Annotated in this window: 19 protein-coding genes; 11 read left to right on the plus strand and 8 right to left on the minus strand. The window is 72.7% G+C overall.

The window, feature by feature from the left end; genetic code table 11:
* Nucleotides 1-99: 99 nt before the first annotated feature.
* From ACSNN8_RS40795 to ACSNN8_RS40810, 4 genes are all read left to right on the plus strand, one after another.
* Nucleotides 100-741, plus strand: a complete 642-nt coding sequence (locus ACSNN8_RS40795; protein WP_436656353.1) for a GTP cyclohydrolase II — start codon at nucleotides 100-102, stop codon at nucleotides 739-741.
* A 33-nt stretch (nucleotides 742-774) separates the two neighbouring features.
* A complete protein-coding gene (locus tag ACSNN8_RS40800) occupies nucleotides 775-2,673 on the plus strand; it encodes a SpoIIE family protein phosphatase (RefSeq protein ID WP_436656355.1) in 1,899 nt (632 codons plus the stop codon).
* A 98-nt stretch (nucleotides 2,674-2,771) separates the two neighbouring features.
* Nucleotides 2,772-4,754, plus strand: a complete 1,983-nt coding sequence (recQ, locus tag ACSNN8_RS40805) for a DNA helicase RecQ (protein ID WP_436656357.1) — start codon at nucleotides 2,772-2,774, stop codon at nucleotides 4,752-4,754.
* Nucleotides 4,755-5,137: 383 nt separating this feature from the next.
* Nucleotides 5,138-5,509: a DUF732 domain-containing protein gene (locus tag ACSNN8_RS40810; RefSeq protein ID WP_436656359.1), complete on the plus strand. Its 372-nt coding sequence runs from the start codon at nucleotides 5,138-5,140 to the stop codon at nucleotides 5,507-5,509.
* A gap of 192 nt (nucleotides 5,510-5,701) precedes the next feature.
* Here the strand turns inward: ACSNN8_RS40810 and ACSNN8_RS40815 are convergent, their stop codons facing one another.
* A complete protein-coding gene (locus ACSNN8_RS40815) occupies nucleotides 5,702-6,115 on the minus strand; it encodes a VOC family protein (protein WP_436656361.1) in 414 nt (137 codons plus the stop codon).
* A gap of 64 nt (nucleotides 6,116-6,179) precedes the next feature.
* A complete protein-coding gene (ppdK, locus tag ACSNN8_RS40820) occupies nucleotides 6,180-8,870 on the minus strand; it encodes a pyruvate, phosphate dikinase (protein ID WP_436656363.1) in 2,691 nt (896 codons plus the stop codon).
* Nucleotides 8,871-9,061: 191 nt separating this feature from the next.
* Between ppdK and ACSNN8_RS40825 the strand changes: the two genes are divergently transcribed.
* Together ACSNN8_RS40825 and ACSNN8_RS40830 are read left to right on the plus strand one after the other, a co-directional pair.
* A complete protein-coding gene (locus tag ACSNN8_RS40825; RefSeq protein WP_436656365.1) occupies nucleotides 9,062-9,532 on the plus strand; it encodes a hypothetical protein in 471 nt (156 codons plus the stop codon).
* Nucleotides 9,529-10,629, plus strand: coding sequence for an MAB_1171c family putative transporter (locus ACSNN8_RS40830; protein ID WP_436656367.1), 1,101 nt, complete (start codon nucleotides 9,529-9,531; stop codon nucleotides 10,627-10,629). The genes ACSNN8_RS40825 and ACSNN8_RS40830 overlap by 4 nt, the downstream gene beginning before the upstream one ends.
* Here the strand turns inward: ACSNN8_RS40830 and ACSNN8_RS40835 are convergent.
* Nucleotides 10,577-10,972 carry a helix-turn-helix domain-containing protein gene (locus ACSNN8_RS40835; protein ID WP_436656369.1) on the minus strand — a complete coding sequence of 132 codons (396 nt, stop codon included), beginning with the start codon at nucleotides 10,970-10,972 and terminating at the stop codon, nucleotides 10,577-10,579. The two genes, ACSNN8_RS40830 and ACSNN8_RS40835, sit on opposite strands and share 53 nt — an antisense overlap.
* Nucleotides 10,973-11,144: 172 nt before the next feature.
* Between ACSNN8_RS40835 and ACSNN8_RS40840 the strand changes: the two genes are divergently transcribed.
* Entirely contained in the window at nucleotides 11,145-12,350 is a 1,206-nt protein-coding gene (locus ACSNN8_RS40840; RefSeq protein ID WP_436656371.1) for a cytochrome P450, read from the plus strand.
* 92 nt (nucleotides 12,351-12,442) lie between these two features.
* Here ACSNN8_RS40840 and ACSNN8_RS40845 read toward each other — a convergent pair whose 3' ends face one another.
* Nucleotides 12,443-13,120: a hypothetical protein gene (locus ACSNN8_RS40845; protein WP_436656373.1), complete on the minus strand. Its 678-nt coding sequence runs from the start codon at nucleotides 13,118-13,120 to the stop codon at nucleotides 12,443-12,445.
* Between the two features lie 88 nt (nucleotides 13,121-13,208).
* Here ACSNN8_RS40845 and ACSNN8_RS40850 point away from each other — a divergent pair, with 88 nt between their 5' ends.
* Genes ACSNN8_RS40850 through ACSNN8_RS40860 form a run of 3 tightly spaced genes read left to right on the plus strand, consistent with a single transcriptional unit; the run spans nucleotide 13,209 to nucleotide 17,137 of the window.
* Entirely contained in the window at nucleotides 13,209-14,657 is a 1,449-nt protein-coding gene (locus tag ACSNN8_RS40850) for an FAD-linked oxidase C-terminal domain-containing protein (RefSeq protein WP_436656375.1), read from the plus strand.
* Nucleotides 14,658-15,776: an FAD-binding oxidoreductase gene (locus ACSNN8_RS40855; protein ID WP_436656377.1), complete on the plus strand. Its 1,119-nt coding sequence runs from the start codon at nucleotides 14,658-14,660 to the stop codon at nucleotides 15,774-15,776.
* Nucleotides 15,776-17,137 (plus strand): (Fe-S)-binding protein, encoded by a 1,362-nt coding sequence (locus ACSNN8_RS40860; protein WP_436656379.1) that lies wholly within the window; start codon nucleotides 15,776-15,778, stop codon nucleotides 17,135-17,137. The genes ACSNN8_RS40855 and ACSNN8_RS40860 overlap by 1 nt, the downstream gene beginning before the upstream one ends.
* Before the next feature lie 22 nt (nucleotides 17,138-17,159).
* Here the strand turns inward: ACSNN8_RS40860 and ACSNN8_RS40865 are convergent, their stop codons facing one another.
* From ACSNN8_RS40865 to ACSNN8_RS40875, 3 genes are all read right to left on the minus strand, one after another.
* The gene (locus ACSNN8_RS40865) at nucleotides 17,160-18,500 is read right to left on the minus strand and encodes a hypothetical protein (protein ID WP_436656381.1); all 1,341 of its coding nucleotides are present in this window, start codon (nucleotides 18,498-18,500) and stop codon (nucleotides 17,160-17,162) included.
* A gap of 737 nt (nucleotides 18,501-19,237) precedes the next feature.
* A complete protein-coding gene (locus ACSNN8_RS40870; protein ID WP_436656383.1) occupies nucleotides 19,238-19,768 on the minus strand; it encodes a VOC family protein in 531 nt (176 codons plus the stop codon).
* A gap of 155 nt (nucleotides 19,769-19,923) precedes the next feature.
* Nucleotides 19,924-22,101: a cellulose binding domain-containing protein gene (locus tag ACSNN8_RS40875; RefSeq protein WP_436656385.1), complete on the minus strand. Its 2,178-nt coding sequence runs from the start codon at nucleotides 22,099-22,101 to the stop codon at nucleotides 19,924-19,926.
* A gap of 151 nt (nucleotides 22,102-22,252) precedes the next feature.
* Here ACSNN8_RS40875 and ACSNN8_RS40880 point away from each other — a divergent pair, with 151 nt between their 5' ends.
* On the plus strand, nucleotides 22,253-23,371 hold the full coding sequence (locus tag ACSNN8_RS40880) for a cellulose binding domain-containing protein (RefSeq protein ID WP_436656387.1): 1,119 nt from the start codon (nucleotides 22,253-22,255) through the stop codon (nucleotides 23,369-23,371).
* A 2-nt stretch (nucleotides 23,372-23,373) separates the two neighbouring features.
* Here the strand turns inward: ACSNN8_RS40880 and ACSNN8_RS40885 are convergent, their stop codons facing one another.
* The gene (locus ACSNN8_RS40885; RefSeq protein ID WP_436656389.1) at nucleotides 23,374-24,132 is read right to left on the minus strand and encodes a hypothetical protein; all 759 of its coding nucleotides are present in this window, start codon (nucleotides 24,130-24,132) and stop codon (nucleotides 23,374-23,376) included.
* Nucleotides 24,133-24,153: the final 21 nt, after the last annotated feature.

A 24,153-nucleotide genomic window follows, 5' to 3' on the forward strand; every position in this document is an offset into this window, starting at 1 on the left:
AATCCGCGACACGATTACAGGCACGTTCGCGGTCAGTTGCCCCTGCGTCACACCGGCGACGGCGACAGCGCACCAACGGGGACCCACAGAGGAGGACCGATGTTGAAAGCAACGGTGCGGCAGCAGGTGAGCGTCCCGCTCCGGTTCGGCGACGGGTACGCCACCACCGCGCGGGTGCTCACCTTCGACGGGCTCGCCGACGGCAAGGAGCACCTGGCCCTCGGCCTCGGCGACTGGCAGCGTGCCCTGAAGAAGTCCGCGGCCGGCGGCCGGGCGCCGCTCGTGCGCCCGCACAGCGAGTGCCTGACCGGCGACGTGTTCGGCAGCGAGCGCTGCGACTGCGGGCCGCAGCTGCGCGAGGCCGTCGAGCGGATCGCCGAGCAGGGCGGCTTCCTGCTCTACCTGCGCCAGGAGGGCCGCGGCATCGGCCTCTACGCCAAGCTCGACGCGTACGCCCTGCAGGACGCCGGCCTGGACACCTACGAGGCGAACGTCGCGCTCGGCCGCGGCGAGGACGAGCGGGACTACACCGCCGCCGCGCAGATGCTGCTCGCGCTGGGCGCCGACCGGATCCGGCTGCTGAGCAACAACCCGGACAAGGCCATCCAGCTCGAGAAGTGCGGCATCGACGTCACCCAGCGCGTGCCCACGGGGGTGCACATGTCGGCCGCCAACGTGCGCTACCTGGCCACCAAGGCGTCGCACACCGCTCACACCATCGACCTGCCGCTGGCCGAGTGACCGGCCCCACAGCCCGTCGGGCAGGATGAGCTGATGGACGACCCCTCGCTGCTGCTGACCGCGGTCGACCAGGTGCCCTTCATCATGGCCGTCTGCGAGGGGCCGGAGCTGCGGGTGCTCTCGCTGAGCGCGGCCACCCGCTCGGTGCTGACCGGCCGCGAGTTCGAGGGCCGGCCCATCCGCGAGGTCATCAGCGACCTGGCCGGGCAGCAGTTCGCCGACGCGTACTACGAGGTCTACCGCACCGGCGAGCCGATTCACGGCCGCGAGTGGCGGGCGCACATCAAGGCGCCGGACGGGTCGGTGCACGAGATGTACGCGACCTTCACCATCACGCCGTGGGAGGTCGGCGGCGAGCGGCGCGGGGTCATCGGCGTGGGGTTCGACGTCACCGACATGGTGCGCGAACGGCAGGCCGCCGCCGACCAGGCGGAGAGCCTGCAGCGGCGGTACGAGCAGAGCCGCACGGTCATCACGGCCCTGCAGCGCGAGCTGCTGCCGCCCGGGCTGCCCGTGCTGCCCGGCGCGCAGGTGGCGGCCAGCTATCTGCTCGCGGAGGCCGACACCGGCGCGGGCGGCGACTGGTTCGACGCGGTGCCGCAGAACGACGGCCGCGTCGCGCTGATCGTCGGCGACGTGGTCGGGCACGGCGTCACCGCGTCGGGCGTGATGGGGCAGCTGCGTGCCGTGCTGCAGGACCGGCTCCAGGACGGCGCGGGCATCGTCGAGGCGCTCACCGCGGCCGACCGGTTCGCGACCCGGCTGCGGGCGGCGCACGCGACCACCGTGGCGCTCGCGGTGCTCGACCCGGTCAGCGGCGAGGTCACGTACTGCACCGCGGGTCACCCCGCACCGCTGGTGGTCACCTCCTCGGGCGCCACCCGCTATCTGCCGCCGACCGGCGGGGCGCCGCTGGGCACGGGAGGATCCTTCCCCGTACGCTCCGACCGGCTCGGCCCCGGCGACCTGCTGCTGCTCTACAGCGACGGCATCCTCGAACGGCCCGGGCGCGACCACGCCACCAGCGCCGGCGAGCTGGCCCTCGTGGCGGCCGACAGCGCGGCGGGCCGGGCGCTGCACGACCCGGGCGCGACCGCCGCCGAGCGGGTCTGCTCGCAGACGGTCGAGCTGCTGGTGCGGGCCACGGGACACACGGACGACATCACGCTGCTCGCGGTGCAGCGGGTGCCGGTGGTCGAGGACCTCGCGGTCGACCTGCCGGCGAACCCGGACGAGCTGCACGGCGCCCGGCAGCGGCTGGGCGACTGGCTTGGCCGGCTCGGCGCGTCCGGCGAGGACGTGTTCGCGCTGCAGCACGCGCTGGGCGAACTGCTGGCCAACGCGATCGAGCACTCCGGCGCCGCCGGCGAGGCCACTGTCTCGCTGCGGGCGACGCTCGACCCGGCCGGCGTGGTGCTGGCGTCGGTCGCCGACCAGGGCAAGTGGCAGGAGCCGCAACGGCAGGTCAACCGCGGCCGCGGGCTGGCGCTGGCCGCCCAGCTGGTGTCGGCGCTCGACCTCGGGCACGAGCCGACGGGCACGGTCGCCCGGGTGTCGAAGGCGCTGTGCCGGCCCGCGCGGCTGCTCGACCTGGGGGCCGGCTCGCCGGCCCGGACCGGCGCCGCGGGCGACCCGGGGTTCCGCATCGTCGAGGACGGGGACGACGAGACCCGCGTGCGCCTCGAGGGCCCCCTCGACCTGCGGACGGCCACGTCGGCCCGGCAGGAGCTGCTGCGGCGCAGCCGGGGCGGCACGGTGCCGCTGACCGTGGACCTGTCGGGGGTCACCCACCTGTCCAGTGCGGGGGTGTCGGCGCTGCATCAGGTGGCGGGACAACACACTCATCGGGACGCTCCTCTCGTGCTGGACGCCGCGCCGGGCTCGCCCGCCCAGGTGATTCTCGAGCTGGTGGCGTTGCTGCCGGCGCGCTGAGATTCTGCCGCCCCACGAGGCCGCCGGAGAGTTATCCACATTCCGGCGTCGTCCACAGGGCTTCGCACGACGGCCGCGCTTCTCTGTACTGTCGCGGGGTGACTTCGACATCCCAGGCTCCCGCCCCCGGTTCGGCGGCCGTCGACGTCCTCAACCGGGTGTTCGGCTACCCGTCGTTCCGCGGGCAGCAGCGCGACATCATCGAGCACGTCGCCGATGGTGGCGACGCGCTGGTGCTCATGCCGACCGGCGGCGGCAAGTCGCTGTGCTACCAGATCCCCGCGCTGGTGCGGCCCGGCACGGGCGTGGTCATCTCGCCGCTGATCGCGCTCATGCAGGACCAGGTCGACGCGCTGCGGACCCTGGGCGTGCGGGCCGGCTTCCTCAACTCCGCGCAGGACTACGACGAGCGCCGCCTGGTCGAGGCCGAGTTCACCAGCGGCGAGCTCGACCTGCTCTACGTCGCGCCCGAGGGGCTGGGCGTGGCCGCCACCCAGCGGCTGCTCGACCGCGGCAAGATCTCGCTGTTCGCGATCGACGAGGCGCACTGCGTGTCGCAGTGGGGCCACGACTTCCGCCCCGACTACCTGGGCCTGTCGATGCTGCACGAGCGCTGGCCCGACGTGCCGCGCATCGCGCTGACCGCCACGGCGACCACCGCCACCCGCGACGAGATCGCGACGCGCCTGCAGCTGACCGGCGCCCGCCACTTCACCGCCAGCTTCGACCGGCCCAACATCCAATACCGGATCGTGCCCAAGGCCGAGCCCCGCAAGCAGCTGCTCGAGCTGCTGCGCACCGAGCACGCGGGCGACTCCGGCATCGTCTACTGCCTGTCCCGCGCGTCGGTCGAGCGCACGGCCGAGTTCCTGGTGCAGAACGGCGTCTCCGCGCTGCCCTATCACGCGGGCCTCGACAACCGGGTGCGCGCGGCCAACCAGTCCCGCTTCCTGCGCGAGGAGGGGCTGGTCATGGTCGCGACGATCGCCTTCGGCATGGGCATCGACAAGCCGGACGTCCGCTTCGTCGCTCACCTCGACCTGCCCAAGTCGGTCGAGGGCTACTACCAGGAGACCGGACGCGCGGGCCGGGACGGGCTGCCGTCGACGGCCTGGCTGGCGTACGGGCTGCAGGACGTGGTGCAGCAGCGCAAGATGATCGACAGCTCCGACGGCGACCTCGCGCACCGGCGCAACGCCGCGCAGCACCTCGACGCCATGCTCGCGCTCTGCGAGACCGTCTCGTGCCGCCGCGCGCAACTGCTGAACTACTTCGGGCAGACCGCCCCGGGGGACAACTGCGGCAACTGCGACACGTGCCTGGCCCCGCCGGAATCGTGGGACGGCACGGTCGCCGCACAGAAACTGCTGTCGACGGTGCTGCGCCTGCAGCGCGAGCGCGGTCAGAAGTTCGGCGCCGGCCAGTCGATCGACATCCTGCTGGGCAAGGAGACCGACAAGGTCCTGCGCTTCCGGCACCAGGAGCTGTCGGTGTTCGGCATCGGCACCGACCTGCGCGAGTCCGAGTGGCGCGGCGTGGTGCGCAAGCTGCTCGCCGAGGGGCTGCTGGCCGTCGAGGGCGAATACAGCACGCTCGCGCTCACCGACGCCAGCGCCGGGGTGCTGCGCGGCCAGACCAAGGTCATGATGCGGCGCGAGGCTCCCGTCAAGGTGCGCACCCCCAAGGCCCGCACCGCCGCGGGGGTTCCCGCGGCCGACCTGTCCTCCGCCGACGCGTCGACCTTCGAGCGGCTGCGCACCTGGCGGGCGACGGTGGCCAAGGAGCAGGGCATGCCCGCCTACGTGATCTTCCACGACGCCACGCTGCGGGCCATCGCCACGCTCAACCCCAAGACGCTCGACGAGCTGGGCACGGTCAGCGGTGTCGGCCAGAACAAGCTGGCCAAGTTCGGCCAGGCCGTCCTCGACACCCTGCACGGCGACGCGCCGCCCGCCCCCGCCGGCGCCGCCCCCGCCCGGCCCCCGGCATCCCGCTTCGGCGACCCGGACCCCACCCCGCCGCTCATCTTCGACGAGGAGCCCCCCGACTACGACGACGAGCCCCCACCCGACTACGCCTGACCCCGGCGGATCACACCCGGCCGTTCGCCCGACGACGCCGAGCCCCCAACGGACACGCTCCGGCCCCCACCCGACGGGCCCGAGCCCCACAGGACACGCCCCAGCCCTCACCCGACGGGCCCGAGCCCCACAGGACACGCCCCCGGCCTCATCCGACGATGCCCGGGCGTTCCACCAAGTCAGGCGTGAGTTCTCGGTCGATCGGACGCGCGCGCCGACCCGAGCACGCCCGAGGGGCTCGGCAGCGGCGGGTTCGGCTCGGTGGGCGCGGCTGACCGGTCGGCGGCGAAAGTCGGCCGGGTGTTGGTGGTGCGGGTGGCGCGGGCACCGTACCGTGCTCGGCGGTAAACGGTAGTGAAGATCGAATACGAGGGGGACGCAACGTGGGGGCACGTCTTGTCGTGACGGGCGCGGTTCTGGTGGCTCTGGCCGGGCTGGGCACGCTGTCGGGGTGCTCGGACGACGAAGCCAAGGAGCCGGCGAAGGTCTCGGACACCGCGCCGAGCCTGCCCAAGGGGGACGAGGCGACCTACCTCAAGGCGCTGCGGGCGCTGGACGCCAACCTGGTCGCGGACGAGAAGACCGCGGTCGACAACGGCTACAACCTCTGCCAGGACAGCGCGAACGGCATGTCGACCAGCGAGCAGGTCGCCGACGCGGAGAACCTGTTCCAGGTGGACGCGAAGAAGGGTCAGCGGATCGTCGCCATCGCGGCGTCCAACCTGTGCAAGACGCCGGCCTCCGCCGGCAGCTGACGCCGCAACCGGCAACTGACGGCGCAACCGGCAGCCGACGGCGAAGTCGGCAGCCGACGGCAAAGTCGGCAGCCGACGGCGAACCCGGCACCTGAGGCCGGGCCAGGAGCGGCCGGACCGCACCGGGATCGGCCGGGCCAGAGCTGCCGGGCCGGGCGTCCTCGACGGGGCGCCCGGCCGGCAGCGGCCGGGTCACTGCGGGGCCACGACGTCGACCATCCAGGGGATGCCGAACTTGTCGACGAGCTGACCGTAGAGGTCGCCCCACATCTGCTTCTCGAACGGCATCTGCACGGTGCCCTCCTCGGCGAGCTTTTCCCAGACCTCCTCGAGGCCCTCGCCGGGGTCGCCGCTGAGGCTGACCGTCATGGCGTCGCCGGGCTTGGCGGTGCCCATGCCGGGCGCCGTGTCGGAGGCGAACAGGATGTAGCCCTTCTCGGTGGTCAGGCTGGCGTGCATGACCTTGTCGGCGATCGCCGGGTCGTCGGACCCGAACTCGCCGAAGGTGTTGATCCGCAGTTCACCGCCGAAGACGGAGTGGTAGAACTCCATCGCCTCGCGGGCGTTGCCGTTGAACGTCAGGTAGGGGTTGAGCTGGGATGCCATCACAGACTCCTTCGGCTGGAACGACCTGTCCGGGCTGACGTTAGACCCGCCGTACGACAAAAAGTCATCGGTGGTCGGATCCGGCGGACTCCACCGCGGCGCGGCCTGCCTCGAGGCGGGCGATCGGCACCCGGAAGGGGGAACAGGACACGTAGTCCAGCCCCACCTCGTGGAAGAAGTGCACCGACTCCGGGTCGCCGCCGTGCTCGCCGCAGACGCCCAGCTTCAGGCCCGGACGCGTCGAGCGCCCCTCGTCCGCGGCGATCCGCACCAGCCGGCCCACGCCGTCGCGGTCGATCGACTCGAACGGCGAGATGCCGAAGATGCCTAGTTCCAGATAGCGCCAGAAGAACGCGCCCTCCACGTCGTCGCGGGAGAAGCCCCACGCCATCTGGGTGAGGTCGTTGGTGCCGAACGAGAAGAACTCCGCCGCCTCGGCGATCTGCCCGGCGGTCAGCGCCGCCCGCGGCACCTCGATCATCGTGCCGATCAGCACCTGGACGCCCGAGTCGCCGACCACCTCCGCGATGATCTTCTCGGCCTCCGCCCGTACGGTCTCGAGCTCCTGCACCGCACCGACCAGCGGCACCATGATCTCGGGCCGCGGCCGGCCGCCCTCGGCCGCCAGCGCGACCGCCGCCTCGGCGATCGCCCGCACCTGCATGGCGAACAGCCCCGGGATGACCAGGCCCAGCCGCACACCGCGCAGGCCCAGCATCGGGTTCTGCTCGTGCATGCGCCGCACGGCCGCGAGCATCCGCTCGTCGCGCTCGACCTGCTCGTCCGACGAGCCCCGCGCCTTGGCGACCGCCACCTGCACCGCGAGCTCCTCCAGCGAGGGCAGGAACTCGTGCAGCGGCGGGTCGATCAGCCGCACGGTGACCGGCAGCCCGTTCATCTCGCGGAAGATCTCGAGGAAGTCGGCGCGCTGCAACGGCTGCAGCGCGGCCAGCGCGTCGTCGCGCTCCGCCTTGCTCTGCGCCAGGATGAGCCGTTCGACCAGCTCGCGCCGGTCGCCCAGGAACATGTGCTCGGTGCGGCACAGCCCGATGCCGCGCGCCCCGAAGCGGCGGGCCCGGGCGGCGTCGGGCCCGGTGTCGGCGTTGGTGCGCACCGCCAGGCGGGCCCGCGAGTCGGCGTGGGTCATGAGCAGGTGCACCGCGGCCACCAGCGGCTCGTTGGCGAGGGCCGGGTCGAGGTCGCCCTCGAAGTACTGCACCACCTCGGACGGCCGGACGGGCACCTCGCCGAGGTAGACGCGGCCGGTCGTGCCGTCGATCGAGATCACGTCGCCCTCGCGGACCACCTGCCCGCCGACGGTGAACTGGTCGCGGCCGACCTCCACCTGGTCGGCGCCGCAGACGCAGGTCTTGCCCATGCCGCGTGCGACCACGGCCGCGTGCGACGTCTTGCCGCCGCGCGAGGTCAGGATGCCCTGCGCCGCGATCATGCCGGGCAGGTCGTCGGGGTTGGTCTCGCGCCGCACCAGGATCACCGAGCGTCCCTCGGCGGCGAGCGCGACCGCCTGCGCAGAGGTGAAGACGACGGAGCCGTACGCCGCTCCGGGCGAGGCGCCCACGCCCCGGGTGAGCGGGGCCGGGTCGCCCGAGAGGTCGAACCGCGGGAACATGAGCTGCGCGAGCTGCGCCCCGCTGACCCGGGTGAGCGCCTCGTCGAGGTCGATCATGCCCTCGTCGACGAGCTGCGCGGCGATCGTGAAGGCCGCCGCGGCGGTGCGCTTGCCGACGCGGGTCTGCAGCATCCACAGCTTGCCGCGCTCGATGGTGAACTCGATGTCGCACAGGTCGTGGTAGTGCCCCTCGAGCGTCGCCATGATCTGCAGCAGCTCGTCGTACGACTTCTTGTCGATCCGCTCGAGCTCGGCCAGCGGGAGCGTGTTGCGGATGCCGGCGACCACGTCCTCGCCCTGCGCGTTCTGCAGGTAGTCGCCGTAGATGCCGCTCTCGCCGGTGGCCGGGTCGCGGGTGAACGCGACGCCCGTGCCGGAGTCGGGTCCGAGGTTGCCGAAGACCATCGCGACCACGTTGACCGCCGTGCCGAGGTCGGCCGGAATGCGTTCCTGCCGCCGGTAGAGCACCGCCCGGTCGGCATTCCACGAGCGGAAGACCGCCTCGATCGCGAGGTCGAGCTGCCGGCGCGGATCCTGCGGGAAATCGTGACCGACGTGCTTGACGAAAACCTTCTTGTACGCCGCGACGAGCGCCTGGAGATCGTCGGCGTCCAATTGCACGTCGTCCGTGACGCCCTTGGCGGTCTTGGCCCGGTGCAGCGCGTCCTCGAATTCCTCGCCCGGCACGTCGCAGACGGTCTTGCCGAACATCTGGATGAGGCGGCGGTAGGAGTCCCACGCGAACCGGTCGTTGCCGCCGGCCTGACGCGAGAGGCCCGCGACCGACTCGTCGTTGAGGCCCACGTTGAGGACGGTCTCCATCATGCCGGGCATGGAGAACTTGGCGCCCGAGCGCACCGAGACCAGCAGCGGGTCGGCCGGATCGCCGAGCCGGCGGCCCATCGACTCCTCGAGCGCGGCGAGATGCCGGTCGATCTCGGTATCGAGCCCCTCGACGTGCGCGCCCTCGGCGAGGAACCGCTGGCACGCCTCGGTCGTGATGGTGAAACCGGCCGGCACGGGCAGGCCGAGGTTGGTCATTTCCGCGAGGTTCGCGCCCTTGCCGCCGAGCAGATCCTTCAGATCCTTGTTTCCCTCGGCGAAGTCGTAGACGTACTTCTGCATCGCCCGGTCACCTCCGGTTTCGATTCAGCGGCCGGACTGGCTTCTGCCGCTGGATTCGTAAGGCTAAGCAGATCGTGGCCGAATAGTTAATAGTGCCGTGGCGTTTTCCACAGGCGTTGGACACTCGCTGTTCGGTAAGCGCTTTCTCCGCGCAGTTCCGCGCAGCCGGGCGTGCGGGTAGCGTGTCCGCGGTGGAGGGACTGCGTCGGCGCTGCGAGGCGAGGCTGCGGGGCGTCCGCGTGCCCGACCCCTTCGACCTCGACGCGTTCTGCGACGAGGTCGCCGCCCGCCGCGGCCGCCCGCTGATCCGCCGCCCGGTTCCCGGGCTGAGCGCCGACGCGCCCTGCGGGATGTGGATCGGCACCCCGCGCGCCGACCACGTCTTCTTCGACCCCGGCACCTCGCCGCTGCACGCCGAGCACATCGTGCTGCACGAGCTCGCGCACATCCTCAGTGGGCACTCCGGCGGCGACGCCACGCTGGCCCGGCTGTTCCCCGACCTCGACCCGGCCACGGTCAGCCGGATGCTCGGCCGGGTCAGCTACACCTCCGAGCAGGAGCGTGAGGCCGAGATGATGGCCTCGCTGATCCGGGGCCGCTCCGGCGGCCCGCCGGGCACCGTGCTGGGCCGGGTCATCGGCGCTCTCGGCCTGGACCGATGATCCTCTCCGCCGCCCTGCTGGTCATGCTGTGGGGGCTGGCGGTGGCCCGCCTGCCCACGATCTGGCGCGACGCGACGCAGCGCGCGCTGACGGCGGCCGTGGTCGCGCTGGCGATCTCGCGGACCGCGGCGTTCGCCGTCGAGCACCACTGGGCGCGCGCGGCCGTCCTGCAGCACCTGGCCGCGCTCGTGGCCGCGTACTTCCTGCTGCGGTTCCTGCTGCTGGCGACCGGCCGCGGCCGGCGGTGGCACGTCGCGTCGGCCGGGGTGGTGCTCGCGCTGCTCGTCGTCGCCGGCGGCGCGGTGGTGCTCGCGCCCGGGCTGCTCGACGGCCCGCTGACGCCGGGCGTGGCCGCGTACTGGGTGCTGCTCGACTGCTATGTGGCCGTGGCGCTGATGGCCGGGGCGACGGTGTTCTGGACGATCGGCGCGAAGCTGCCCGCGCGCTGGTCGGTGGCAGCGTTGCGGGCGATCGCGGCGGGCGCGGGGCTGCTCGCGCTCGACGCGTCGTTCCGCGCGGTCGTGACGGTGCTGCTCGGCGCCGGGCGGACGCTCGACGTGGCCGCGATGGGGCCGCCGGCCATGGTCGGGCAGGCGGCCGGCGGGCTGCTCATGGTGACCGGCGGCGCGGTGACCACGTATCCCCGGGCGCGGGCGGCGCTCGCGGCGTACCGGTCGCTGGTGGTTCTCCGGCCGTTGTGGCGGGCCATGCGGGACGCCTTCCCCGAGGTCATCCTGTTCTCGCCGCGGCGCGCGATCGTGGAGCTCGCCGGCGTCGACGACGTGCACCTGCGGCTCTACCGCCGGGTCATCGAGATCCGCGACGGGATGCTGGCGCTGCGCGGCTATCTGGACGGCACGCCGGACGACCCGGGCCCGGAAGGCGAGGCGAGACGGATCGCGGAGGCGCTCCGGCGGCGCGCGGAGGGCGCCGAACCGTCCGGCACGACCGCGGGCTGGGCACACGTCGGGCCCGGGATGGCCGACGAGGTGGCCTGGCTCGGCCGGGTCAGCAGCGCGTACCGCAGGCTCGCGAAGCGGCCCGTCAGCTCTCCGCCTGCCGCTCGGACTCCCAGACCTTCCGGATCAGCTCGCTGATCGTGTCGCGCCCGCGGGGCGACACGTCCGCGGCACGCAGCGCGATCTCGGTGACCCCGGCGTCGCGGATGGTCCGCAGCAGTTCGAGCTGCGCGTCGATCCGCTCGGCCTGCTCGTCGTCGAGGAAGTACGCCACCGGAACGCCGAAGTAGGCGGCGAGCGCGGTCAGGTGGGTGACGGTCGGGTTGTCGCGCCGGCCGGTGCGCAGCTGCCAGATGTACGTGTGCGAGATCGCCACGCCCTGACCGGAGCGAACCGCCTCGGCCACGGCCATGTAACTCGGCTCGGGACTCGACTGCTTGAACAGCCGGTCCAGCTTGCGGGCGATGGAGAAGGCGCCCACCACGCCCTCCTCCCCCGCTTGTCAGGACCGCCAGGACGCCCATGAGCAGGGACGCGAACCGCGCCCATGCACATCCCCCGATGTAGAACGTCCATAAACTGTGGTTGACGGACCTGCTGAAGCCTAGAACACGACACCCCGCCACTCAAGCCCGGGCTTGTATGGTCAAGCAGTGGCGGACATTGTGGAAAGTCGCGAGGTTTCGGCACTGCTGGACGAGCTCACGACGACGGCGGGGCGTGCGGACCCGTACGGCCACTACGCGCGGCTGCGCGAGCTGGGCACCTTCGTGCGCGCCGGCGACGGCACCGTGATCGTGACCCGGTTCGTCGAGTGCGGGGCGGTCGCCCGCGACCACCGGCTCGGCAAGACGCCGACCGAGCTGCTGGGCGAGGCGGGCCTCGCCGACTGGGCCGACCATCCGGCGCTCTACGGCTACTTCACCAGCCTGCTGGGCATCAACCCGCCCGATCACACGCGGCTGCGGCGGCTGGTCAGCTCGAGCTTCACGGCCCGCCGGGTGCAGGCGCTGCGCCCGGCCACCGAGCGGATGGTCGACGACCTGATCGACGCCATGGGCGAGCGGGACGACTTCGTGGCGGCGTTCGCGTTCCCGCTGCCCTGCAACGTGATCGGCGAGCTGCTCGGCATCCCGCCCGCCGACCGCGCGCAGTTCCAGCATCTGGTGCAGGACTGGTCGGCCGTCCTCGACGAGATCACCCCCGAGGTGCTGCTCAAGGCCGACCCCGCCGCGCAGGCGGTCCGCGACTACCTGGGCGGCCTGGCCGCCGAGCGCCGCAGGCAGCCCCGGGAGGACCTGATGAGCGCGCTGGTCGGCCACGAGGAGGCGGGCGACCGGCTCACCGAGGACGAGCTGCTCACGATGGCCGGGCTGCTGTTCGCGGCGGGCTTCGAGACCACCACCAACCTGCTCTCCAACGGGCTGGTGGCGCTGCTCGAGCACCCCGGCCAGCTGCCGCTGCTGCGCGCCGATCCGGAAGCCGCCGTCCAGGAGCTGCTGCGCTACGACTCGCCGGTGCAGAACATCGACCGGACCGTGCTCGCGCCCACCACGGTCGCCGGGGTGCGCTTCGAGCCGGGTGAGCGGATCGTGGCGTACACCGGCTCGGCCAACCGCGACGAGCTGCGCTTCACCGACGCCGACCGGCTCGATCTGGGCCGTGCCGACAACGCGTCGCTGTCGTTCGGCGGAGGCATGCATTACTGCCTGGGCGCGCCGATGGCGCGGCTCGAGGCGGAGATCGCCTTTCCGCGCATCGTCGAGCGCCTGCCCGGGCTGCGGCTGGAGGAGGGCGCGCGCCGGCGCGACAGCCTGACGATCCGCGGGTTCGACATCCTGCCCGTCGCGACGCGGTAGGGCGGCGCAAAGTAAGACGCCGCTGCGAATTCCACGGGGGAAGAACTCGCAACGGCGCACTGGGAACATTAGACGACGGCGTGCCGTCGTGTCTATCCCACCCGCTTCACGACGCTGCCGACGAGCTTCTGCCAGTCGGCGTCGAAGTTCGGCGACGGGCTCGCGCTGCCCAGGCGATAGATGGCGTACGTGTCGACGAGCACCACGTTGCGGCTGGTCAGCACGGCGACGGCGGTGTCGGCGGCGCCGGGGTGCGCCGGGTCGTACTTCTTGTGGCGGATCACCACGAAGCCCTTCCACCCGGCTTCGTCGAGCGTCTTGATCTCGACCGTCTCGGTGTACGCCGGCTCGGATTTCTCGTCGTTGACCGTCGCGGGCACCGACACGGTCGCCTTGCAGCCGTCGGCGACCGCCCGTAGCGCGGTCCGGGCGGCGGTGGCGAGCGTCTCGTCGCCGTACACCAGGGCCTTCTGGTCGAGGGTCTGCGCGCCCTGCTTGCCCTCGTCCACGAAGGAGGAGGCGACGATCTCGCCACCGGGCGGCACGCTGGGCGCGGTCGACGTGCCGCCGCAGAAGACGGGCAGCTGGTCGGGGGCGGCGCTCTGCTGCGGCGCCGCCCAGGTGGGCCCGATCTCGGCCGCCTGCAGCAGCGCCCCGCGCATCGTGGTGACGTCGATGAGCCGCGGCTCCGGCGCCGGGTCGTCGCCGGACGAGCATCCGGCCACCAGCAGCAGGGCACAGGCCGCGGTCACGACGGTACGAGCGAACATCGGGCCATAATCGCAGACTACGAGGCCGGTCCGTGCCGTCGACGCTGAGTGACGTGCCGGGTTAGGTTGTCGGCGGGAGGGAGGCCCCATGGCGGACATCGATGCGCTCGCCCGGCGGCTGCGTGCGGAGCTCGGCCCCGAGCAGGTCATCACCGACCGGCAGGAGCTGCGGACGTACGAGTGCGACGGCCTCGCCCACTACAAGGTCATCCCGGCCGTGGTCGCGCTGCCGCGGACCGCCGCCCAGGTCGCCGCCGTGGTGCGGGCGTGCGCGGTCGCCGGGGTGCCGTTCGTCGCGCGCGGCTCGGGGACCGGGCTCTCGGGCGGGGCGCTCCCCCACGCCGAGGGCGTGCTGATCGTCACCGCCCAGATGCGGCGCATCGTCGAGGTCGCCGCCGCCGACGAGCGGGCCGTGATCGAACCGGGCGTCATCAACCTGCAGGTCACCAGGGCCGCGACGCCGCACGGCTACTACTACGCCCCCGACCCGTCCAGCCAGCAGATCTGCTCGATCGGCGGCAACGTGGCCGAGAACTCCGGCGGCGCCCACTGCCTCAAGTACGGCTTCACCACCAACCACGTGACCGGGCTGCAGATCGTCACCCCCGACGGCGAGCTGGTGCGGCTCGGCGGGCGCGCCCCCGACCCGCCGGGGTACGACCTGATCGGCGCGTTCGTCGGCTCGGAGGGCACGCTCGGGGTCGCCACCGAGGTGACGGTCAGGCTGACCCGGCTGCCCGAGTCGGTGCGCACGCTGCTGGCCGCCTTCGCGAGCGTCGACGACGCCGGCGCGGCCACCTCGGCGATCATCGGGGCCGGCGTGGTGCCGGCCGCGATCGAGATGATGGACGCGCTGGCCATCGAGGCCGCCGAGGCCGCGGTCGCGTGCGGCTATCCGCCCGGCGCCGCGGCCGTGCTGATCGTCGAGCTGGACGGGCCCGCCGCCGAGGTCGAGGCGCAGTTCGAGCAGGTCACCGCGTTCTGCCGGGGCAACGGCGCGTTCGAGATCCGCATCGCGGCCGACGACGCCGAGCGGGCGCTGTTCTGGAAGGGGCGCAAGTCGGCGTTCGCGGCCGTGGGGCGGATCAGCCCCGACTACATCGTGCAGGACGGCGTGATCCCGCGGACGGCGCTGCCCGAGGTGCTGCGGCGCATCGCCGACGTGGCGAGCGACCACGGCGTACGGGTGGCGAACGTCTTCCACGCCGGGGACGGCAACCTGCACCCGCTCGTGCTCTTCGACGCCCGCGTGCAGGGCGAGGCCGAGCGCGCCGAGGCCGTGTCCGGCGCGATCATCGACCTCTGCATCGAGTACGGCGGGTCGATCACCGGCGAGCACGGCGTCGGCATGGACAAGGCGAAGTACATGCCGCGGATGTACGGCGACGACGACCTCGAGACGATGCAGCTGGTGCGGTGCGCGTTCGACCCGGCGATGCTGTCCAACCCCGGCAAGATCTTCCCGACGCCGCGGCTGTGCGGCGAAAGGCCCGGCTCCGCCGTCCGGGACCGCTTCCCCGGCGTGGAGGTGTTCTGAGTGGGCGCGCTGGCGGAGCTGACCCGGCCGGCCGGCGACGACGACCACGTCGGCGGGGTGCCGGCCCGGCTGGTCGCGGCGCCGGAGTCCACCGAGCAGGCGGCCGCTCTGATCGCCGCCGCCCGCGAGCTGACCGTGGTGGTGCGCGGCGGCGGCACCCGGCTCCACTGGGGACCTCCGCCGAGCGCGCTCGACCTGATCATCGACACCCGCCGGCTGACCGGGGTCGTGGAGCACGCGGCCGGCGATCTGATCACGGTCGTGCGGGCGGGCACGCCGTTCGGCGAGCTGGCGCTGGGCGACCAGCAGCTGGCCCTGGACGCGCCCGCGGCGGCCACGGTCGGCGGCGTGGTGGCGTCCGGCGCCAGCGGGCCGCGGCGCCTGCACTACGGCACGGCCCGCGACCTGCTGATCGGCATCACCGTCGTGCGCGCCGACGGCGTGGTGGCGCGCTCGGGCGGCAAGGTGGTCAAGAACGTCGCGGGCTACGACCTGGGCAAGCTGTTCACCGGCTCGCACGGGACGCTGGGGCTGATCACCGAGTGCGTGTTCCGGCTGCATCCCCGGCCGGCCGTCTCCGCGTACGTGCGCTCGACCGCCCCGGCGCAGGCGGTGCCCGCGATCCTGGCCGCCCAGGTGGCGCCGGCCGCGATCGAAATCGACACGGCCACCGGCGAGCTCACCGTGCTCGTCGAGGGCACGCGGGAGGGCGTACGGGACCGGGCCGCCCTGGTCGAGAAGCTGCTCGCCGGCGAGGTCGCCGACCAGCCGCCGGGCTGGTGGGGGCGCGACCCGTGGGCCGCCGACGAGATCGGGATGAAGCTGTCGGTGCCGCTGTCGAAGGTGCCCGCGCTGGTCGCCTCGGGCGCGGCGCTGCGCGGTTCGGCCGGGACGGGCGTGCTGTACGCGGCGGCGCGCGACATCACCGAGGTGGAGCGGCTGCGGGCGCTGTGCGTGCGCAGCGGCGGGCATGCCGTCGTGCTGACCGCGCCGGAGGGCGTACGGGACATCCTGGACATGTGGGGGCCGGTGCCGGGGCTGGCCCTGATGCGGCGGATCAAGGACCAGTTCGATCCGGGGCACCGCTTCGCGCCCGGCCGGTTCGTGGGAGGCATCTAGTGGTCGACGCGACGTGGGGAACCGGCGAGCCGCCGCGCGATGTGCTGGGCGCGGCCACCGGCGCCTTCGACGACGACCACCCGCCGCGGGCCGATCTGATCGCCGACTGCGTGCACTGCGGCTTCTGCCTGACCACCTGCCCGACGTACCAGCTCTGGGGCGCCGAGGCGGACTCGCCGCGCGGGCGCATCTACCTGATGAACGAGGGCCTCACCGGCGAGCCGATGAGCGACTCGATGGTGGCGCACTTCGACCGCTGCCTCGGGTGCATGTCGTGCGTGACCGCGTGCCCGTCCGGGGTCCGGTACGACCGGCTCATCGAGGACACGCGGGCCCAGATCGAGCGGCGGCACACCCGCGGCCCCGCGGACCGGCTGCTCCGCTCGGCGATCTTCGCCCTGTTCCCGTACCCCCGGCGCCTGCGCCTGCTGCGCGGGCCGCTGCGGGCGTACCAGAGCTCCGGCCTGCAACGGCTGGTCACGCGCAGCGGCCTGCTCGCCCGGCTCACCCCCACGCTGGCCACGCTCGAGTCGCTCGCGCCGCGCCTGCGCAAGGTCCCCTCGCCGCCGGGCCGCGTCCCCGCGCGCGGCACCCGCCGGGCCGTCGTCGGCATGCTCACCGGCTGCGTCCAGGGCGCGTTCTTCCCCGAGGTGAACTCCGCCACCGTACGGATCCTGGCCGCCGAGGGCTGCGACGTGGTGATCCCGCCTAGCCAGGGCTGCTGCGGCGCGCTCAGCGTCCACAACGGCCGCCGCGAGGAGGCCCTCGGCTTCGCCCGGCGCCTGATCGACACGTTCGAGCGGGTCGGCATGGACTACTTCGTGGTCAACGCCGCCGGCTGCGGTTCCTCCCTCAAGGAGTACGGGGACCTGCTCGCGGACGACCCGGCGTACGCCTCGCGGGCGGCGTCGTTCGCCGCCAAGGTGCGCGACCTCGCCGAGCTGCTCGACGAGCTCGGCCCCGTCGCGCCGCGCCACCCGCTGCCGCTGACCGTCGCCTATCACGACGCCTGCCACCTCGGGCACGCCCAGGGCGTCCGCGCCCAGCCGCGCGCCCTGCTGCGCGGCATCCCCGGGCTGCGGCTGCGCGAGATCGCCGACCCGGAGATCTGCTGCGGCTCCGCCGGCATCTGGAACGTGCTCAACCCCGTGCCCGCCGCCGAGCTCGGCGACCGCAAGGCCGCCAACGTCCTCGCCACCGGCGCCGAGCTGCTGGTCACCGCGAACCCCGGCTGCATGATGCAGGTCGCCGCCGCGCTGCGCCGCCAGGGCAACGCCATCCCGATGGCCCACACCGCCCAGGTGCTCGACGCCTCCCTGCGCAACCTCGGCGCCGCGGCCCTCGTCGACGATCAGCGCTGAGGACGACGAGGGCCGCGCACGGTCAGATCTCGGCCAGCGGTTCGTGGGTCGGGGTGGTGTGCCCCAGCACCAGGACGTCGTCCTGCGACGGCTCCCCGGGGTCGATCGGCGCCTCGAGGACCGCCTCCATGAGGTCGACGGGCAGGTTCGGGTTGGCGGCGGCGGGCGCGGTGGTCTCCGGGTCGTCGAACAGCTCCAGCAGCCGCTCGCGGGACAGCCGCGCGTCGCTCGCGACCCAGCTCCGCACGCCGGGGTGCTCGTCGTGGCTGAGGCGTTCGATCAGCTCGGCCGGCGCGTCGGGGTCGAGGACGGCGAGGGCCCGGGCCTCCCAGTGCGGCGAGTCCGCGTACCGGGTCAGGTCCGCGCCGTCGAGCGCCGGGTGCGACAGCAGGCCGCCGCGGGTGACGACCCTCGCCTCCAGATAGGTGCGCACGACCAGGTCGGCCGGCACGGCCCGCTGGCTCTCGCAGAGGAGCAACCGGACCGGGAAGTCGTCGTCGGCGGCGAGCGTCGCGATCTGGCCGGCGGTCAGCCTCGGGTTGCGGGCGGCGCTGCGGCGCACGCCCGGGTGCGCCGAGGACACACAGCGCTGCAGCTGCTCGCCGTCGGCCTCGATCACCCAGGCGAGCCGGGGCAGGCGGTCGTTCTCGGACACCCGGTAGTCGATCGCGGCGCGTTCCTGTTCGCTGAGCTCCGGGCGCATCGAGACGTACAGGCGGACGTCCGGGTCGGGATCCGCGGCCAGGGCGGTGATCACGTCCGCCGGCAGGCCCGGCTCGAGAGCGATCTTGACCCGCTCCCAGGCCGAGTCGCCCGCGAGGACGGCCCGGGCCTGGTCGGCGGTGATCCGTTCCGGCTCCGGCCGCGGCGTGGCCCGCGTCAACTCGTCGTCCCCGAGCTCGGCGAACGCCGCTACCGCGGCGTCCGACAGCTCCCCCGGGCCGAGGAGCGGTACCAGCCACCTGATCTTGGGACGGTCGGCCAGCTTCCGGTACGCCCACCCGGGCAGCGGCTCCGCCTCCCTGCCGTACGGGCCCTCGAGCAGAGCCATCACCACGGCGAGGCTCGGATCGTCGACCATCCTGGCCCGCTGCTCCCCCGTGGCCCGGCCGGACCGGGCCAGCATCTCCCGCAGGTGGACGTCCGGGTGGGCGGCGAGGGTGTCGAACAGCTCGTCGGACCAGGCGCGCGAGTACATGACGGCGGCGATGTTGGCGGCGGGGTGTTCCAGGATCCGCAGCACCAGGGGGTCCGGAAGGGCAGGGTTGCGGCACAGGCCGTCCACCCGGGCGCGCGTCGTCTCGGGGTTCCAGGACAGGTGAGTCTTCTCGACCGGCAGGGCGTCCTCCTCGTTCAGTCGCATCGATGACGGTGATCGACCCTACGGACTCGTTCCCGGCCGGCAAACGGTCTTTCGCCCGAGTGACCCGCACCCGAGTCCGGCGTTACGCTGGAGGCGATTCGGTTCTGCGTGCGCTCACCGGCGTTCGGTCGTGCTGCGTTCGACGGGCCCAGCTGGAAGAGCGTAGGGTCGAGATGCTGTACGGACTTCGCGTCCGGCACGCGCGACTTCTCCACCGCCCGCCCCGATCAGGCACTCCGCTCTGCGCGTCGTCGCTGACGCCGGTCGCCGTCACAGACGCGACGCGACACCGCAACCACACGCCGGCTTCTCCCACTCATGAGGAGGAGCCGGCGAGGCTTCTCAGCGGACAGAAATCACACAGGAGACGACATGGCCCTTGCGGCAGCCCCTTCCACGCTCCCTGCGACAGCGTTTCGCGAGCCTCCGAAGACCCTTCAAGAGAAAGCGGCGAACAGCTTTCACGCCGTCCTCGCCACGGTGCTGGCCGCGGGACTTGAGGACGCACTCGAAGCGGGTGACCATCCGAGAGCGATCGCCTTCATCAACCGCGGCTTCGCGGAAGGCAGTCCTCAGCTGGGCTGCGACCTCCTGTGCAGGGCCATGGCAGTCGTCGGAACCGCCCGCACCTGGACCGTCCAGCTTGCGCCCGTGACACGCGTACCACAACGTTGACGCACCGCGGCGACCTGCACCGCAGGGCGACACCGTCTGCTCCTGACCCCGACGCTGTTCAGTCAGGCGATGGTGGTGGTCGTCGAGGTAGGGCGGCGCGGGCGGGTGCCGAACAACCGCGATTCCTGGTACGAGCCGACCGGGCGCCCGTCCCGGGTCTCGATTCCGACGAACCCGTCGGTGGAGCCGGTGAAGTGAAAGAAACGCAGCACCGTGCCATCCGGGTCCGCGATGTCCAGCCGGGGGCCGGCCGGAGTCTCCTCGATGCCGTGATGCTCTATTCCCAGGCGTTCGCAGCGAGCGATCATCGTGGTCAGCACGGAGCGGTCCGCGGGGACGAACGCGACAACGTCGAAGCCGTGCAGATCGGGTTGCCCGGCACAGGCCTTCCGGTCGCGTAGGGCGATGTTGAATCTGCCCTGCGGATCGATCAGGGCGGCGCCGCGCAGGACGCCGTCCTCCACGAACTCGATCCACAAACGCAGATCGAACAGGTCGCGATACCAGGCGGCACTGCGCGCCAAGTCGGTGACCGGCAGCTTGAGCTGAGCGATACGGTCGAGTCCGGCAACGCCGGTGTGAGTGGTTTCCATGCGCTCGACGTTAGGCGGGTCATCGGCCGCACTCCATGTGTGCGCGTCCGCAGAACCACAGAGTCCGTCCAGGGGATCTGCCGAGCGACGGCGCAGTATCCACCGACGCGCGCCCACCTGCCACGGCCCGGGGACGGCCCCGGACCATCGCTGATCTACGAAAGCGCGAACGACGGGTGCGGCGGCTGGTTGTAGGCGGTGTTCTGCCAGGCGAGGGCCTCGCGGTACTGGATGTCGTGCAGCAGGGTCACCACCCGGCGGTCGGTCTGCACGGGCGTGGCGTAGATGCGCAGCGCGGTGTTGTCGGTGGTGGGCCAGACGACCTCCTCGCGCCAGTCGCCGAGCAGGTCGCCGCTGAGCGACGGGGTCGCCTTGGTGCCGTTGTTCGAGTGCACGCCCGAGGCGGTCAGCAGCCGGGTGTCCGACGAGGTGCCGTACTTGTCGATGCGGGTCTGGTCGAGCAGCTCGCGCTGCGCGTCGCCGTCCCACCAGATCACGAAGTTGGCGGAGCTGGGCTTGCGGCTCGAGACGACCGTACCGCTGGGGCTGCGCACGCCGTCGACCGCGGACGACCACGACTCGGCGCCGGGGCTGCCGGCCCAGATGTCGGCCGAGACGCCGCGCCCGTTGTCGCCGCTCGCGGGGGTGGTCCAGAGGACCTGGCCGGTACGGGCGTCCGCGAACCACGACGACGGCTTGCTCGCGTCCTCGGACACCTTGAAGACCTCCAGCCCGGTACGGGACGGGTCGAGATCGCCGACGTGCAGCGCGTCGCCGTGCCCGTAGCCGGTGTTCCACAGCTTCACCCCGTTGTCGTCGACCGCGAGCGAGCCGTACACGATCTCGTCGCGGCCGTCGCGGTCCACGTCGGCCACGGCGAGCTGGTGGTTGCCCTGCCCGGCCGTGCCGCTGTTGGAGGAGCTGTTGCTGTCGAACGTCCACCGGCGGGTCAGTGCGCCGTTGCGGAAGTCCCAGGCCACGATCACGCTGCGGGTGTAGTAACCGCGCGCCATGATCAGGCTGGGCCGGCTGCCGTCGAGGTAGGCGGTGCCCGCGAGGAACCGGTCGACGCGGTTGCCGTACGAGTCGCCCCAGCTGGAGACCGTGCCGCGCGGCGGCTCGTAGTTCACCGTGGACAGCGCGGCGCCCGTACGGCCGTCGAACATCGTCAGGTACTCCGGGCCGGTCAGCACATAGCCGGAGGAGTTGCGGTGGTCCGCGCTCGCACTGCCGATCACCTGACCGGTGCCGGAGACGGTGGCGTCCGCGGTCTTCATGGCCACCTCGGCACGCCCGTCGCCGTCGTAGTCGTACACCTGGAACTGGGTGTAGTGCGCCCCGGCCCGGATGTTGCGGCCGAGGTCGATGCGCCACAGCCGGGTCCCGTCGAGCTTGTACGCGTCGACGTAGACCGGGTCGGTGACGCCCGACTGCGAGTTGTCCTTGGCGTTCAGCGGCTCCCACTTGAGCACCAGGTCGAGCCGGCCGTCGCCGTCGAGGTCACCCGTGCTCGCGTCGTTCGCGGCGTACAGCGAGCTGTTCGGGTTCTGGATCGGCACGTCGAGGTAGCCGCCGGCGAAGCTCAGCGAGGGGCCCTCCGCGGCCTGCTCGGCCCCGCCCAGGACGGCGCGTACGGTGTACGCGGCGTTCGCCGCCGCGCCCGCGTCGAGGTAGTTGGTCGAACCCGTGATCGGCGACGCGTTGACCTTGGTGGCGCCGCGGTAGACGTTGAACGCGATGCCGGACGGGTCCGTGGCCAGCCACCGCCAGCTCACCAGGTTCGCCGAGCCGGAGCGGACGCTGATCACGCCGCGGTCGAGGCGCTCGCGCTGCTTGCCGTCGCCGGGCGCCACGGTGGTCGGGCCGGGCGCGGGCGGCGGCGACGTGGCCGGAGCGGTCGTCGGCGGGGTCGTGGTCGGCGCGGCGGTGGGCAGGGTCGTGCCTGTGCAGGCCACCCCGTTGAGCGTGAACGCCGCCGGGGTCACGGACGCGCCGTCGGCGTTGAAGCCGAAGCTCGTGGCGGCGTTGGTGGCCAGCGCCGCGTTCCAGCCGGCGTCGCGCACCGTGACCGCCGGACCGGACTGGGTGAGCGACCCGTTCCACAGCTGCGTGATCGTCTGCCCGGCCGGCAGGGTGAACGCCAGGGTCCAGCCGGTGATCGGGTCGCCGAGGTTGGTGACGTCCACGGTGGCGCTGAAGCCGCCCGGCCAGGAGCTGCCGACGGTGTAGCGCACCTGGCAGCCGGCGGCCGCATCAGCCCTGGTCGCGACGAGGACGCCCGTGCCGGCGGCGGCGAGAGCGAGGACGGCCGCGATCTTTCCTCTTCCGGTCACGAGTGTCCTTCGGATCGAGAGAAGTGGATGGGAGCGTTCCCAGAGTGGCGGGTCGCCGGCGGGAGGTCAAGGTTTTCTCGGGAGCGCTCCCATGACATAGTTCTGGAATCCACAGACATCAATGTGCCGAGCTCGTACGGAAGAGGCCGCCATGCACCGTCGACGTCTGACCGTCCTCGCCGCCGCGACGGCGGTCCTGTCCGCGACCGCCGTCGCCACCGCCACCAGCGCCGACGCCGCGGCGGGCTGCCAGGTCCGCTACACCGTCGGCAGCTCGTGGCCGGGCGGCTTCGGCGCGGCGGTCGACGTCACCAACCTCGGCGACCCGGTGTCCTCGTGGAGCCTGACGTTCACGTTCGCAGCGGGCCAGACGATCACGCAGCTGTGGAACGGGTCGGTCACCCAGTCCGGATCCTCGGTCACGGTGCGCAACGCCGGCTGGAACGGCGCCCTGGCCACCGGCGGCACCGCGAGCATCGGCTTCAACGGCTCCTGGACGGGCAGCAACCCGGCGCCCGCGTCGTTCGCGCTCAACGGCGTCGCCTGCACCGGCGCGGTCGTGCCCACGACCCCGCCCACGACACCGCCGGCCACCACGCCACCGACGACACCGCCCACCACGCCACCGGCCACGCCGCCCACGACCCCGCCCGCCGGCGCGCCCGTGAAGATCATGGCGCTCGGCGACTCGATCACCGGCTCGCCCGGCTGCTGGCGCGCCCTGCTCTGGCAGAAGCTGCCCGCCACCCGCGTCGACTTCGTCGGCACGCTGCCCGGCCAGGGCTGCGGCTTCGCGTACGACGGCGAGAACGAGGGCCACGGCGGCGCGCTGGTGACCACGGTCGCCAACCAGGACCAGCTCGTCGGCTGGCTCGCCGCCTCCGACCCCGACGTGGTCCTCATGCACTTCGGCACCAACGACGTCTGGAGCAACGTCGCGCCGCAGACGATCCTCGCCGCGTACACCCGCCTGGTGAACCAGATGCGAGCGTCCAACCCGGCCATGAAGATCCTCGTCGCCCAGATCATCCCCATGAACGCCTCGAACTGCGCCGACTGCGCCCAGCGGGTCGTCAACCTGAACGCGGCGATCCCCGCCTGGGCCGCCGATATCTCCACCGCCGCGTCCCCCGTCACGGTCGTCGACCAGTGGACCGGCTTCTCCCCCGCCACCGACACCTACGACGGCGTGCACCCCAACGACAACGGCAACGTCAAGATCGCGAACCGCTGGTACCCGGCCCTCGCCGCGGCGCTGTCGCTCCCCTGAGGTCAGCCGATCGCCAGACGGGCGCCGGTCAGCGTCACGTACCGGTCCGAGTCGGTGAAGCCGGGCCCGGTCTCCGCGCCGATGTAGGCGTCGATGTGCCGGTCGCCGCCGAGCCCCGGCGTGAACTCGTCGGTGATCCGCCAGCCGCCCCCGCGCAACGACGCGCAGGTGGCGGCGGGCGGCACGGAGCCGTCGTCCTGCCGCCCGCAGCCGACGATCGAGAAGCGGGTCCCGTACGGCAGGACGTCCGGATCCGCGGCCGCCGACACGAACGGGACGAGCCGCCGCCCGTCGGCGCCGCGCGGCGCGGTGTCGAGCCAGAAGCCGACGTCGTACGACCAGTTCAGGTACGCCCCGGCGGCCGTGCGCCCGGTCCCCTCGTCCTGCACCGCCTGCACGAAGTCGGCCGGATAACTGCCGAGGTCGTCGTCGCCGCCGGTGCAGGCCAGCCGCCGGCACCCGGTGACCCGGGCTGGCTCGCCGTCGTGGAACCGCTCCACGGCCGTGTAGTACACCGTGATCTCCCAGCCGCCGCTGACCGTCCGCGCCCGGCTGCTGCCGGCCGGTGACGGGGCACCGCGGGACGGAGTTCGCGCGGCCGTGACCGAGGGCGGTCGGATCAGGGAGGGGACCGAAGCCGGGGTGCCGATCAGGCTAGGCGAGGGCGAGGGCGAGGGCGTGTTCAGCGGTGCCGGCTTCGTGCCGCAGCCGGCCGTCAGCACGACGACCACGGCGGCGCAGAGGGCCGGGCAGGGGCGCACGAGCCGAGCATGCCACCTGGG

This window comes from Actinoplanes sp. URMC 104, from assembly GCF_051386375.1.
Taxonomy (GTDB): Bacteria; Actinomycetota; Actinomycetes; order Mycobacteriales; family Micromonosporaceae; genus Actinoplanes.

What these genes read in the sequence shown, in the direction of transcription:
- ACSNN8_RS40795 (WP_436656353.1), top strand. Translation starts at nt 100, where the DNA reads ATGTTGAAAGCAACGGTGCGGCAGCAGGTGAGCGTCCCGCTCCGGTTC.
- ACSNN8_RS40800 (WP_436656355.1), top strand. Translation starts at nt 775, where the DNA reads ATGGACGACCCCTCGCTGCTGCTGACCGCGGTCGACCAGGTGCCCTTC.
- ACSNN8_RS40815 (WP_436656361.1), bottom strand. Translation starts at nt 6,115, where the DNA reads ATGGCATCCCAGCTCAACCCCTACCTGACGTTCAACGGCAACGCCCGC.
- ppdK (WP_436656363.1), bottom strand. Translation starts at nt 8,870, where the DNA reads ATGCAGAAGTACGTCTACGACTTCGCCGAGGGAAACAAGGATCTGAAG.
- ACSNN8_RS40830 (WP_436656367.1), top strand. Translation starts at nt 9,529, where the DNA reads ATGATCCTCTCCGCCGCCCTGCTGGTCATGCTGTGGGGGCTGGCGGTG.
- ACSNN8_RS40845 (WP_436656373.1), bottom strand. Translation starts at nt 13,120, where the DNA reads ATGTTCGCTCGTACCGTCGTGACCGCGGCCTGTGCCCTGCTGCTGGTG.
- ACSNN8_RS40850 (WP_436656375.1), top strand. Translation starts at nt 13,209, where the DNA reads ATGGCGGACATCGATGCGCTCGCCCGGCGGCTGCGTGCGGAGCTCGGC.
- ACSNN8_RS40865 (WP_436656381.1), bottom strand. Translation starts at nt 18,500, where the DNA reads ATGCGACTGAACGAGGAGGACGCCCTGCCGGTCGAGAAGACTCACCTG.
- ACSNN8_RS40870 (WP_436656383.1), bottom strand. Translation starts at nt 19,768, where the DNA reads ATGGAAACCACTCACACCGGCGTTGCCGGACTCGACCGTATCGCTCAG.
- ACSNN8_RS40880 (WP_436656387.1), top strand. Translation starts at nt 22,253, where the DNA reads ATGCACCGTCGACGTCTGACCGTCCTCGCCGCCGCGACGGCGGTCCTG.